This is a genomic window from Mesorhizobium sp. M0047, from assembly GCF_040323315.1.
In the GTDB taxonomy this organism is placed as follows: Bacteria; Pseudomonadota; Alphaproteobacteria; order Rhizobiales; family Rhizobiaceae; genus Mesorhizobium.
In genome coordinates this window covers 103,090-116,240 of sequence record NZ_JAMYUW010000016.1, presented here as the reverse complement: position 1 = coordinate 116,240, position 13,151 = coordinate 103,090, and the positions used below count along the sequence as shown (strand labels likewise).

Here is a 13,151-nt window from a genome sequence, read left to right as displayed (position 1 = left end):
AGAGAAAAATCCATGAAATCGCATGCAAAAGTCGTGGTCATTGGCGGTGGTGTCGTCGGGTGCTCCGTGCTGTTCCATCTCGCTCGCCACGGCTGGACCGACGTGGTGCTGCTGGAGCGAGACGAGCTGACGTCAGGCTCGACCTGGCATGCGGCCGGCGGCATGCACACCATCAATGGCGACCCCAACGTCGCCAAGCTGCAGAAATACACGATCAACCTCTACAAGGAGATCGAGGAGCTTTCCGGCCAGGCGACTGGCGTGCATCTGACCGGTGGCGTGCTTCTGGCGGCGACCGAGGCACGCCTCGACTGGCTGCGCGGCGTCGTCGCCAAGGGCCGCTATCTCGGCATCGAGCTTGAGGAAATCTCGCCCAGCGAGGCGGCCGAGCTGATGCCGCTGCTCGATCCCAAGCAGTTCGTCGGCGCTGTCAGGAACAAGGAGGATGGCCATCTCGATCCCTCCGGCGTCACCCATGCCTATGCCAAGGCGGCGCGGAAACTAGGCGCCGAGGTCGAACGCTTCACCAAGGTCGAGGACATCGTGCGTCGTCCGGACGGCCTATGGCGCGTCATCACCAACAAGGGCGAGGTGGTGGCCGAGCATGTCGTCAACGCCGGCGGCCTGTGGGCGCGCGAGGTCGGCCGCATGGTCGGGCTCGAACTGCCGGTGTTGGCTATGGAGCATATGTACCTGATCACCGAGGACATGCCGGAGGTCGCCGCTTGGAACGCCAAGACTGGTACCGAAATCATCCACGCGGTCGATTTCGATGGCGAGCTCTACCTGCGCCAGGAGCGGGGCGGCATGCTGATGGGCACCTATGAGAAGGCCAACAAGCCGTGGTCCGAGTTCCAGACGCCGTGGAATTTCGGCCACGAATTGCTGGCGCCGGACATCGACCGCATCGCGCCATCGCTGGAAGTCGGGTTCCGGCATTTCCCGGCGTTCCAGAATACCGGTATCAAGCAGATCATCAACGGGCCCTTCACCTTCGCCCCGGACGGCAACCCGCTGGTTGGGCCGGTGCGCGGACTGCCAGGGTTCTGGGTCGCCTGCGGTGTCATGGCTGGTTTTTCACAAGGCGGCGGCGTCGGGCTGGCACTGTCAAACTGGATGATCGAGGGCGATCCCGGCGCCGACATCTGGGCGATGGATGTCGCGCGCTATGGCGACTGGGCGACGATGGCCTATACCAACGCCAAGGTGCGCGAGAACTATTCCAGGCGGTTCTCGATCCGCTTCCCCAATGAGGAACTGCCCGCGGGGCGGCCGCTGAAGACGACACCGGTCTATGATTTGTTGTCGGCCAGGGGTGCGCAATGGGGCGTTGCCTATGGGCTGGAGGTGCCGCTCTGGTACGCGCCGGAGGGCGTCAAGGACGAGTTCTCGTGGCGCCGCTCGAGCGATTTCACGCAGGTGGCCAAGGAGGTCGCGACCGTTCGCCACGGTGTCGGCCTGTCCGAGATTTCGAGCTTCGCCAAATACGAGGTGACGGGCGAAGGCGCGGCCGCCTGGCTCGACCGGATGCTTGCCTGCAAACTGCCGAAGCCCGGCCGCATGACGCTGGCGCCGATGCTGAAACAGGACGGCAGACTGATCGGCGATTTCACGCTGGCCAATCTGGGGGAGGACGGTTGGTTCCTCGCCGGGTCCGGCATCGCCGAGCAATACCACATGCGCTGGTTCGAGAAGCACCTGCCCGACGACGGCTCGGTTCGCATCGAGGCGCTTGGCCAGAAGCTCACCGGCCTGTCGATCGCCGGGCCGAAAGCGCGGGATGTGCTGGCAAACGCCACGCGTTCTGACGTGTCGAATGCGGCGTTTCCGTTCATGGCCATCGGCAGGATGGACATCGGCATGGCGTCGTGCCTGGTCGGCCGCGTCAGCTACACTGGCGATCTCGGCTACGAGATCTGGGTGGCGCCAGAGTATCAGCGCACCGCCTATCAGACGTTGATGGCGGCCGGCGAGGAATTCGGCATCGGCCTGTTCGGCTCGCGCGCGCTCAACGCGCTGCGGCTGGAAAAGAACTACGGTTCATGGGGACGCGAGTACCGGCCGATCTATGGGCCGCTTGAGGCCGGGCTCGACCGTTTCGTCGCCTATGGCAAGGACGCCGACTTCATCGGCAAGGCCGCGGCGCTCGCCGAGCGCAAGCAGGGCGGCAGGCTGCGCCTGCGTGCCTTCATCGTCGATGCAGACGACGCCGATGTCATCGGCGACGAGCCAATCTGGTTCGGCGGCGCCGTGCGAGGCTGGGTCACGTCGGGGGGCTACGCGCATCACTCGAGAAAATCCGTCGCCGTCGGCTATGTGCCAAAAGAGATCGCCGATGAGAGCGACGGGTTCGAGATCGAGTTGTTGGGCAAGCGCCATGCCGCGCGCATGCAGCCGGCTCCGCTGTTCGACGCCAATTTTGAGCGGATGCGCGCCTGAATCCAGGCGGGCATCGCAAGGCGTCAGGCGTTGCGGCGATTGTCCAGCGCGAATGCGCCGGCGCCGGCAAACACCAGATAAAGGAAAATGAAGCAGAACGAGATCGCCGAATCTCCGCCGTTGTTCACGGGGAAAAAGTCGCGCGGCATGTGCGCCATGAAATAGGCGATCGCCATTTCGCCAGCCAGAAGGAATGCGACCGGGCGGGTGAGCAGCCCCAGCGCCAGCAGGATCCCGCCGGCGAATTCGAGGATGCCGGCTGAGAGTGTCAGTCCGGTCAGGGCTTCGGCGTGCTCGCCGACCGGGAAGTTGAACAGTTTCTGCGAGCCATGCTCGATGAACTGCAGGGCCGTGACGATGCGCAATACGCCGAGTGCCTGCGGCTGATATCTGGCAAGGCCATCGAAAAGCGCCATCTTAAACTCCCTTTAGCTCCCGGACCGGGCATAAATTATCGCCTGGCAATGGACCATTCACATCCCATGGCCTGCCATCAACAGTCGGTGATTGGAAATGTTCCCCAGCCATTTTATATTATTCACGCCAGGGTTGCATTATTTCCGCTATGGTTGTATTGGTGTGGAACTCCAACCCGTGGGTCCCCTTGCCATGAAAAAAGTCGTCATCAGCCTATTCGCTTTCCTTGCAGGCACCAGCTTCGCCTTGGCCGAGGAGGCAGGCTGCGAGGCCTTCAAATGGCCGGTGACCCGGGAACAGGTGCTGTTTGCCGCAGCGCCTGCAACTCCGTCGGGAACGACGCTGGCGGTTGGTGCGGCCGCGGACCTGGCACTGGTGCCGGTCGAGAAAGCCGGCTTCGCGATACCGCCCGAACGGGCTCCGGTGGCAGGCACGTTCGGCGCTGTTACCAGCGTGGAGGTGCCACCCGAGGGAGCTATACAGATAAGTCTCTCGGGTGAGGCCTGGATCGATGTCATTCAGGATGGCCACGCCATCAAGTCGGCGGGCTATAGCGGCGTGAAAACCTGCCCCGGCATCCGCAAGAGCGTACGCTTCAAGCTTGCGTCCGGCCCGGCCACCGTCCAGTTCAGCGGCGCGAAAGAGGCTGACCTGAAGGTCGCGGTGCTGGCGCCGGAATAGGTCGGCGCCAGGCTAAGGAATACCGCCTTCATCGGTGGTGCGATGAAAGGCCGGCGCTTTGTTCCCACGCTGTTTATCGCCGTCAGCGTACCGGCGCCATCAATGCGAAATGCGCGCCTTGCGGGTCCTGGCACTGGACGACCCAACTGCCGCCGGGGACCTCCATCGGCCCCATCAGGATCTTGCCGCCATTGTCGGTCACGCGTTTGGCGGCCGCGTCGATGGCCGGAACATTGAAATAGAATTGCCAGACCGGGACCGGGATTTGCTCCGGCTTGTTCATGATGCCGCCGCCGGATTCGGGGCCCGCCGTGAAGGTCTGGTAGGTGCCCATCGGGCCCATGTCGAAATCACCGGCATCGACCCAGCCGAACTGGTCGGAATAGAAATCGAACGCGGCCTTCCAGTCGCTTGTGTAAAGCTCGTGCCAGCCGATATGGCCTGGCGTGCTGGCCGGCACGACAGGCTGGTCGGGGCCGTTCGGCTGCAGGAACATGAATGTCGCGCCTTGCGGATCGGCGACGACGGCAAATCGTCCGACGCCCGGAATGTCTTCGGGCTGGCGATGAACGGTGCCGCCGGCTTTTTCCAGCGATGCCGTCGAGGCATCGACATCTTTTGTATGGATGTAGCCCAGCCAGGCGGGCGGCATGCCCATCTTGGCGGCATCCTCGGGCATGGTCATCAGGCCGGCGACGCCACGTTCGCCGACGTTCATGACGATGTAGCGTGGCATGCCGGGCGCCATGTCGAAAGGCTTCGCTGTCCAGCCGACCACTTTGGGGTAGAACGCTTCGGCGGCGTCGAGATCTGATGTCATCAGTTCATACCAGAAGAAGGGCATCGGGGCTTTTGGCATTTTTCGGTCTCCTCACCTTTCATGCATCGATCGTCGTCCGATCCATCCTAGGACGATCTTCACGACGGAAATCCGACAGCCCCCGAACAACAATGTCTCTGCATGCCAAGCGTTCCCCGATTGCGCGCGCGGCGGTTTTCGATTTCATGAGGGGTTATCGTTCATGCGCTTGATGCCGCTCACACCCGAGCTTGTCGCACTGTGCCATCGGGAAGAGCCCGAACCCGGCCCGGATCCAAGTTGGACGGAATTGAACGACGAGGATTTCCGGGCCCTTGCCTTGCGGCTGTCCGATGAAGCCGACAGAGGGTCGCTATGGGTGTTCGCCTACGGGTCGCTGATCTGGAAGCCGGAATTCGAGTCGATCGAGCAACAGCTCGCCACGGCCTTTGGCTGGCACCACTCCTTCTGCCTCGACATGGTGCGCTGGCGCGGCAGCGCCGAGCAGCCGGGTTTGATAATGGCGCTCGAACGGGGCGGCCGATGCAATGGCGTGATCTATCGCTTGCCGGAGGGCGAAAAGCCGGTCCAGATCGAACGGCTGCTGCGGCGCGAGATCAGCGACCACGAAAGTGTCGACACGGTCAGGTGGCTGCCGGTGCATACGGCGCAAGGTGCGCTGCGCGCGCTTGGCTTCTGGGTCGGCGTGAAAGGCAGGGGAACGTCATTGAACCAGCCGCTGGACCGGGTGGCGAAGGTGCTGGCCAGAGCCTGCGGGCATGTCGGGTCCGGCGCCGAATATCTCTACAACACGGTCAGCCACCTCGAGGCGTTCGGCATCCACGACCGCAATCTTTGGTGGTTGCAGGAACTGGTCGCGGACGAGGTCAGGGTTATTCATGGCCGCAGACTTGATCCCAGCCATCCGCTCGCTCGGCAGAGGCAACCGCAATCGCCTTAACATGAGTATAAAATTCATATTATTGCGAGACTTTTCAACCCCTTGCGCCAAAAATTGACCAATTGATAAAAAAACAAAATGTGCTAGCCTTCCTCAAAATGAAAAACATGGGGAACTGAAAATGCCAGAAGGCCAGTTCAAAGAAGGCATTGCAGGCGGGAGGCTCTCGGCCGACCAGTACGCGGACAATTTCTCCGACCTGCACCCGCCGCTCGATCACCATGAGGCGCTGGTCGAATCCGACCGTTGCTATTTCTGCTATGATGCGCCGTGCATGAATGCATGCCCGACTTCGATCGACATTCCGCTGTTCATCCGCCAGATATCGACCGGCAATCCTATTGGTTCGGCCAAGACGATCTTCGATCAGAACATTCTGGGCGGCATGTGCGCCCGCGTCTGTCCGACCGAGACTCTGTGCGAAGAAGTTTGCGTACGCGAAGTGGCGGAAGGCAAGCCGGTGCAGATCGGCCGCCTGCAGCGCTACGCCACCGATGTCGCCATGAGCGAGAACAAGCAGTTTTATCCGCGCGCCGAGCCCACCGGCAAGTCGGTCGCCGTGGTTGGCGCCGGGCCGGCCGGCCTTGCCGCCGCGCACCGGCTCGCACGCCATGGCCATGATGTGACCATACTGGAGGCGCGTCCGAAGGCCGGCGGCCTCAACGAATACGGCATCGCCGCCTACAAGAGCGTCGACGATTTCGCCCAGGCCGAAGTCGACTACGTGACCGCGATCGGCGGCATCGATATCCAGAACGGCAAGGCGCTTGGCCGCGACTATCAACTGTCCGACCTGATCCGCAATTATGATGCGGTGTTTCTCGGCATGGGGCTTGGCGGCGTCAATGCGTTGCGCGCCGATGGCGAGGACGCCGACGGCGTCATCAATGCGGTCGAATTCATTGCCGAGCTGCGCCAAGCGAGTGACCTTTCCGGCCTGCCAGTTGGCCGGCGCGTCGTCGTCATTGGCGGCGGCATGACGGCGATCGACGCCGCCGTGCAGTCGAAGCTGCTCGGCGCCGAGGAGGTGACGATCTGCTACCGGCGCGGCCAGGAGCACATGAACGCGTCCGAGTTCGAACAGGATCTTGCGGCCGCCAATGGCGTCACCATCCGCCATTGGCTGCAGCCGAAGCGGGTCATAGCCGAGGGCGGCAAGGTCAGGGCCATCGAACTCGAATACACGGCGTTGAGCGGCGACACGCTTGCCGGCACAGGCGAGACACTGACGCTCATTGCGGACCAGGTGTTCAAGGCCATCGGCCAAAGCTTTGTGCCGGCAGCACTCAACGGCAGCGGCGCGTCTATCGAGCTCGAAGCAGGCCGCATCAAGGTCGATGCCGAAGGGCGCACTTCACTTGCCAGGGTCTGGGCCGGCGGCGACTGCATCTTCGGCGGCGACGACCTCACCGTCTCGGCGGTCGCGCAGGGCCGCGACGCGGCGGAGAGTATCAATCGGGCACTGACCTCGAACGGGAGGGCATGAGCATGGCAGATATCAGAAACAATTTCGTCGGCATCAAATCGCCCAATCCGTTCTGGCTCGCTTCGGCGCCGCCGACCGACAAGGCCTACAACGTCATCCGCGCCTTCAAGGCCGGGTGGGGCGGTGTGGTGTGGAAGACGCTGGGCGAGGAAGGCCCGCCGGTGGTCAACGTCAACGGCCCGCGCTATGGCGCGATCTGGGGCGCCGACCGCCGCCTGCTCGGCCTCAACAACATCGAGCTGATCACCGACCGCGACCTGCAGGTCAATCTGCGCGAGATCAAGCAGGTCAAGAAGGACTGGCCCGACCGCGCCATCGTCGTCTCGCTGATGGTGCCTTGCGTCGAGGAGGCCTGGAAGGCGATCCTGCCGGTGGTCGAGGAGACCGAAGCCGACGGCATCGAGCTCAATTTCGGTTGCCCGCACGGCATGTCGGAGCGCGGCATGGGTGCCGCCGTCGGCCAGGTGCCGGAATATATCGAAATGGTGGTGCGCTGGTGCAAGCAGAACACCCGCATGCCTGTCATCACCAAGCTGACGCCCAACATCACCGATGTGCGCAAGCCGGCGCGCGCGGCACACGCGGGCGGCACCGACGCGGTGTCGTTGATCAATACCATCAACTCGATCACCGGCGTCGATCTCGACAGCTTTGCGCCGCAGCCGACCATCGACGGCAAGGGCTCGCACGGCGGCTATTGCGGCCCGGCGGTGAAGCCGATCGCCATGAACATGGTGGCCGAGATCGCGCGCGATCCCGAAACCCACGGCCTGCCGATCTCCGGCATCGGCGGCATCACCACCTGGCGCGACGCGGCCGAGTTCATGGCGCTCGGCGCCGGCAATGTGCAGGTGTGCACGGCGGCGATGACCTACGGCTTCAAGATCGTGCAGGAGATGATCGCCGGCCTCGAAAACTGGATGGACGAGAAGGGCCATGCCTCGCTCGACGACATCGTCGGCCGCGCCACGCCCAATGTCACCGACTGGCAGTATCTCAACCTCAACTACGTCGCCAAGGCGCATATCGACCAGGACGCCTGCATCAAATGCGGCCGCTGCCACATCGCCTGCGAGGACACCTCGCACCAGGCAATCACCAGCATGGTCGACGGCGTCAGGCATTTCGAGGTGATCGAGGCCGAATGCGTCGGCTGCAACCTCTGCGTCAATGTCTGCCCGGTCGAGAACTGCATCACCATGGAGCCGCTGGCGGTCGGCGTGATGGACCAGCGCACCGGCAAGCCGGTGTCGCCGATCTATGCCAACTGGACGACGCATCCGAACAATCCGATGGCCAAGGTGGCGGCGGAGTAGCGAGCCGTTCGACAAAAACGGCGCCTTCGGACGCCGTTTTTTCATTTCCCTATTGCAGATAAAAATTATCCACGATAAAAGATATCCATGATTAGGGGATCCATCCAATGAAGTTGGGCGAGGGCGTTGAGGCGGCCATCCACTGCGCCGCCATGCTGGCCGGTGTCGAAGGCAACAGCACCTTGGCGGCCTCCGCGATGGCGGAGGCGTTCGGCCTGTCGCCGAGCTATCTCCTGAAACATCTCAACATGCTGACCGCCGCGCGCATCCTGGAATCGGTCTCGGGACCGGCCGGCGGCTATCGGCTGGCGCGGTCGGCCGAGCGGATTTCGCTGCTCGATATCGTGCTGGCCGTCGAAGGGCGTGAGCCGGCCTTTCGCTGCGGCGAGATCCGCCGCAACAGCCCGGTCAGGCTCGACGCATCTGCCTATGTCAAACCCTGCGGCATCAACGCCGCGATGCTGAAGGCCGAGAAGGCCTATCGGGCTGCACTCGCCGAGGCGAAGCTGTCCGACATCGTTTCGGAATACATGACCGATGCCGATCCGCGTTCGGTCGCCGCCGGCTGCGCCTTTGTCGCGCGCCATCAGCGGCCGCAGAAATCCAGTTCAACCAAGCAAGCGTAAAGGACATCAGATGAAACAGAGGCTGCAATTTTTCGCCAAGGCGCCGGAGATCATGAAGGCGGTGGCGGCGCTCAACAAGGCGGTGGACGAATGCGGGATCGAGGAAAGCCTGCTGCACCTGATCAAATTGCGAGCCTCGCAGATCAATGGCTGCTCGTTCTGTGTCGAAATGCACAGCCGCGAGGCGAGGCGCGACGGCGAGACCGAGCAGCGGCTCTATCTGGTGTCGGCGTGGAAGGAATCGCCGCTGTTTTCGGAGCGTGAACGCGCCGCCTTGGCCTGGACCGAGGCCGTGACCCTGATCGCCAACAACGGCGTGCCGGACGAACTCTATGCAAGGACACTTGAGCATTTCTCGGAAGAAGAATTGGTCAAGCTGTCCGTCGCGCTCGGCATGATCAACACCTGGAACCGGCTCTGCGTCCCGTTTCAGGCACTTCATCCGATGCCGGCGGCCAAGGCCGCCTGATTGTCCGGTCAGTTTTGGAGCGCCGTCGAGAGGCGGCGCTCCAATCGTTTTTCAAAGGGAGAGTTCGATGCCTGCCGATTTGCCTTCGGGCTTGCTGTTTCTTGGCCGCCTGCTGCTCGGCGGCGCCTTCGTTTTCGCCGGCCTGCGCAACATTCAGAACGCGGCTTTCCTGACCCAGCTGATGGCCGCGCGCGGCGTGCCGCAAGCGCGGTTGGCGCTGTGGCTTGGCATCGTGCTTCAGGTCGCTGCCGGCGTGCTGGTGATCGCCGGGCTGTGGACGGCAATCGCTGCAGCGGTACTGCTGCTATTCCTTATCGTCGCCACGCCGATGTTCCACAATTTCTGGGACCATCAGGGCCCGGATCGGGCTTCGCGCATCAATGGCTTCGTCGGCAATGTCGCACTGAGCGGTGGTTTCCTGACGCTGATCGCGCAGTCTGTTTGACAGTCCGGCCGCGGCCCTAAGGTCATTTTCATTCCCTCGATGCGCGTTTTCAGGACAAGGGCGGACGCAAGGCGCAGACGGCATCGATCATTAAATCGGAACCAATCGAGCCGTTGACGCATTTGGCACCTGTATGCCGAGCATCCAGGACTCAATATGAAAATTGCCCATGTCGCGCCGCTTTATGAGTCGGTGCCGCCAAGGCTCTATGGTGGCACCGAACGCATCGTGTCGTATCTCACCGAAGCGCTCGTCGAGTTGGGGCATGAGGTGACGCTGTTTGCCAGTGGCGACAGCCGGACTTCCGCAAAGCTGGTGGCCGGCCGGGAATGCGCGCTTCGCCTCGATCCGCGTCCCTTCAAATCCGAGATCGCGGCGCATCTTTCGATGCTTGCCGATGTGCGGAAACGGGCGCGGGAGTTCGACGTCATCCACTTCCATCTCAGCCACTTCCTGCACTTTTCCTTCTTCGAGGACATGGCGGAGCGGACGGTAACGACGCCGCATGGCAGGCTGGATTATGTCGACCTGGCGCCGGCCTATGCGCATTTTCCGCGCTTTCCGATGATTTCCATTTCGCGCAGCCAGAAGGCGGGCCTCGCAAAGGCCAACTGGTTGGCGACGATTCACCACGGACTGCCGACCGACATCTACGAGCCGAGTTTCGAGACGACGGCGGAGGAACCCTATCTTTGCTTCCTCGGCCGGTTTTCACGCGACAAGCGCCCGGACCGCGCCATCGAGATCGCCTTGCGCTCGGGATTGAAACTGAAGCTTGCGGCAAAGATCGGCGACGACGATCGTTCCTATTTCCACGAGATGGTCGAGCCTTTGATCGACGGCGACCGTGTCGTCTATGTCGGCGAGATCGAAGAGGACCAGAAAGTGGAATTTCTCGGCAAGGCGGCTGGCCTGCTGTTTCCGATCGACTGGCCGGAGCCGTTCGGTCTTGCCGCCATCGAGGCCATGGCCTGTGGCACGCCGGTGATCGCCTGGAATTGTGGTGCACTGCCAGAGATCATCGATCAGGGCGTAACCGGTTTTATTGCCGGGTCGATGGACGACGCCGTCGCCGCGGTGCCGGACCTGCTGCGACTCGACAGGCGAAAGGTGAGGGCTGTTTTCGAAAAGCGGTTTTCCGCCAGAAGAATGGCTGGGGACTACCTCGCCGCCTATGCGCGCCTGATTGGCGTCCCGGTCGAGGCGAAGGCATCGTGAGCAACGTTCGAGCGATGGCAACGAAACAATAGGATTTGTGACGAATGGCCCAACTCGATGAGCGCCAGCTCGATCCCGCCGTAGCGCTTGCATCGCTCGACGCGACCGCTCCTCGTGAGCCGCACCGGCTGTTTGCGCTCAAGCAGGCCGACTGCTTTGCGGTTGCTGATGCCTATGGCGACATACGCGGCGCCGGCGACGGTTTCTTCCGCGACGATACACGGGTGCTCTCCGAATTCCGGCTGACCATCGGGGGCAGGCAGACGTCGCTGCTTGGCGCCTCCCTCAGCCAGGACAATGTGCTGTTCACCGCCAACCTGACCAATCTGCCGATCCAGAGCGTCAGCGGCCGCGACATTCCGCAGGGCGCGATTCATATCGAACGCGTCAGGCTGCTATGGCAGGACAGGCTGTTCGAGCGCATCACCCTTTCCAACTACAGCCGGGAGACCTCGACAATCGGCGTTTCCCTGCACTTTGCCGCCGATTTCCGTGACATGTTCGAAGTGCGCGGCTCGACGCGGCCGAGGCGCGGAATGGCCCATGTGGCCGAGATGAATGCGACATCCGTCCTGCTGCGCTACGAGGGGTTGGATGAGCTGGTGCGCGTATCGGCGATATCGTTCTCGCAGGCGCCGGACAAATTGACCTCCGAACGCGCCGATTTCCTGGTTGCCGTCACCAAGCGCAGCAGCAAGGTGTTCTATGTCGAGGTCGGCCCCGAGATGGCGGATGCGCCCGACCGCGACCGTTTCCGTGCGGCCGCCGCCCGGGCTCGCTTTGGCATGCGGGCCAAGCGCCGCCACGGCGCGACGGTGCACAGTTCGGGCCGCGTCTTCAACGACTGGGTGGAGCGCGCCCGCGCCGATGTCGCGCTGCTCACCACCGAACTGGCGACGGGACCCTATCCCTATGCCGGCATCCCCTGGTTCTCGACGGCGTTCGGCCGTGACGGCGTCATCTCGGCGCTGCAGATGCTGTGGCTCAATCCAGGCCTGGCGCGGGGGGTGCTGGCCTTCCTTGCCCAGCACCAGGCGACGGAGACGTTGCCATTCAGCGATTCGCAGCCCGGCAAGATCATGCACGAGACGCGCAAGGGCGAGATGGCGGCGCTGCGGGAGCTTCCGTTCGGCCGCTACTATGGCGGCGTCGACACGACGCCGCTCTACATCCATCTCGCCTGTGCCTATGCCGATCGTACCGGCGACATGGCGTTCATCGACATCCTGTGGCCGTCGCTGTGCGCCGCGGCAGAATGGACGGAGGAGGCGGGCCGCGAGACCGGATTCGTCACCTACCAGCGGGCCGCCGAGTCCGGCCTCGCCAACCAGGGATGGAAGGACAGCTTCGATTCCATCTTTCACGCCGATGGCCGCATCCCCAAGGGTCCGATCGCGCTGGTCGAGGTTCAAGGCTATGTCTTTGCCGCCTTCCGGGGGCTGGCCGCACTTGCCCGTCGCCGCGGCGAGGACGAGAGGGCCGATCACTGGGATGACCGCGCGGAGGCCATGCGGGCAGCAGTGGAACGCGATTTCTGGGTCGACGATCTGGGCTTTTATGCGTTGGCGATCGATGGAGCAGGGGAGCCCTGCAAGGTGCGGACCTCGAATGCGGGCCACCTCCTCTTTGTCGGACTGCCTGAGCCGGAGCGGGCGCGGATGGTCGCCGATCAGCTTCTTTCCGCCTCCTTCCATTCCGGCTGGGGGTTGAGGACGCTTGCCGACGATGCCGTGTTCTTCAACCCAATGTCGTATCACAATGGCTCGATCTGGCCGCATGACACCGCTATGTGCGGTACCGGCCTGGCGCGCTACGGCGAGCGTGAAAGCGTGGTTCGCCTGTTGAGCGGCACGTTCGAATCCGCGGTCCATTTCAACATGCGGTTGCCGGAACTGTTCTGCGGTTTTACCCGAGCGCCGGGCGAAGCACCGATCGCCTATCCCGTAGCCTGCCTGCCGCAAGCGTGGTCGGCGGGTTCCGCCTTCATGCTGATGCAGGCCTGCCTTGGCCTGGAAATCGACGGCTGGGATGGTGAAATCCGCGTTACCCGTCCCAGGCTGCCGATAGGCATCGACACGCTCACGCTTCGCCACCTAGGCGTCGGCGAAAGGGTGGTCGATCTTACCTTCCAACGCGTCGGCGATCGGGTAGTCGCGTTCCTCGCGGACCGCCATGAAGGGCTGGTGCCGCTCGTCGTCAGAACATGAACCAAATTGGGCGGAACCGATCCCGGCTTTCTGCGTTGCAAAAAGCACAGGCCCGAACGGCGGCCCTATCCCGCGGGTAGTCTTAAA

The 13,151-nt window shown here is 63.0% G+C and carries 12 protein-coding genes; 10 read left to right on the top strand and 2 right to left on the bottom strand.

What is annotated here, in order from left to right; translation table 11 throughout:
• Positions 1-12: 12 nt before the first annotated feature.
• On the top strand, positions 13-2,439 hold the full coding sequence (locus tag NKJ89_RS17680; RefSeq protein WP_352604293.1) for a GcvT family protein: 2,427 nt from the start codon (positions 13-15) through the stop codon (positions 2,437-2,439).
• 23 nt (positions 2,440-2,462) lie between these two features.
• Here NKJ89_RS17680 and NKJ89_RS17675 read toward each other — a convergent pair whose 3' ends face one another.
• Positions 2,463-2,855: a DoxX family protein gene (locus NKJ89_RS17675; RefSeq protein ID WP_352604291.1), complete on the bottom strand. Its 393-nt coding sequence runs from the start codon at positions 2,853-2,855 to the stop codon at positions 2,463-2,465.
• 193 nt (positions 2,856-3,048) lie between these two features.
• On the opposite strand from NKJ89_RS17675, the gene NKJ89_RS17670 reads away from it, so the two are divergent.
• Positions 3,049-3,537: a hypothetical protein gene (locus NKJ89_RS17670; RefSeq protein ID WP_352604289.1), complete on the top strand. Its 489-nt coding sequence runs from the start codon at positions 3,049-3,051 to the stop codon at positions 3,535-3,537.
• Between the two features lie 82 nt (positions 3,538-3,619).
• Here NKJ89_RS17670 and NKJ89_RS17665 read toward each other — a convergent pair whose 3' ends face one another.
• Positions 3,620-4,396 carry a VOC family protein gene (locus NKJ89_RS17665; RefSeq protein WP_352604287.1) on the bottom strand — a complete coding sequence of 259 codons (777 nt, stop codon included), beginning with the start codon at positions 4,394-4,396 and terminating at the stop codon, positions 3,620-3,622.
• 163 nt (positions 4,397-4,559) lie between these two features.
• On the opposite strand from NKJ89_RS17665, the gene NKJ89_RS17660 reads away from it, so the two are divergent.
• The 8 genes from NKJ89_RS17660 (at position 4,560) to NKJ89_RS17625 (ending at position 13,064) form a co-directional block, all read left to right on the top strand.
• A complete protein-coding gene (locus NKJ89_RS17660) occupies positions 4,560-5,297 on the top strand; it encodes a gamma-glutamylcyclotransferase (protein WP_352604285.1) in 738 nt (245 codons plus the stop codon).
• A gap of 121 nt (positions 5,298-5,418) precedes the next feature.
• Positions 5,419-6,783: an NAD(P)-dependent oxidoreductase gene (locus NKJ89_RS17655; protein WP_352604283.1), complete on the top strand. Its 1,365-nt coding sequence runs from the start codon at positions 5,419-5,421 to the stop codon at positions 6,781-6,783.
• 2 nt (positions 6,784-6,785) lie between these two features.
• Positions 6,786-8,099 carry an NAD-dependent dihydropyrimidine dehydrogenase subunit PreA gene (gene preA, locus NKJ89_RS17650; RefSeq protein WP_352604281.1) on the top strand — a complete coding sequence of 438 codons (1,314 nt, stop codon included), beginning with the start codon at positions 6,786-6,788 and terminating at the stop codon, positions 8,097-8,099.
• A gap of 107 nt (positions 8,100-8,206) precedes the next feature.
• On the top strand, positions 8,207-8,725 hold the full coding sequence (locus tag NKJ89_RS17645; protein ID WP_352604279.1) for an RrF2 family transcriptional regulator: 519 nt from the start codon (positions 8,207-8,209) through the stop codon (positions 8,723-8,725).
• Positions 8,726-8,735: 10 nt separating this feature from the next.
• Positions 8,736-9,194: a carboxymuconolactone decarboxylase family protein gene (locus NKJ89_RS17640; RefSeq protein ID WP_352604277.1), complete on the top strand. Its 459-nt coding sequence runs from the start codon at positions 8,736-8,738 to the stop codon at positions 9,192-9,194.
• A gap of 67 nt (positions 9,195-9,261) precedes the next feature.
• Entirely contained in the window at positions 9,262-9,639 is a 378-nt protein-coding gene (locus NKJ89_RS17635) for a DoxX family protein (protein WP_352604275.1), read from the top strand.
• 156 nt (positions 9,640-9,795) lie between these two features.
• Positions 9,796-10,857, top strand: coding sequence for a glycosyltransferase family 4 protein (locus NKJ89_RS17630; protein WP_023756943.1), 1,062 nt, complete (start codon positions 9,796-9,798; stop codon positions 10,855-10,857).
• 44 nt (positions 10,858-10,901) lie between these two features.
• Positions 10,902-13,064: an amylo-alpha-1,6-glucosidase gene (locus tag NKJ89_RS17625; protein ID WP_352486319.1), complete on the top strand. Its 2,163-nt coding sequence runs from the start codon at positions 10,902-10,904 to the stop codon at positions 13,062-13,064.
• Positions 13,065-13,151 lie beyond the last annotated feature (87 nt).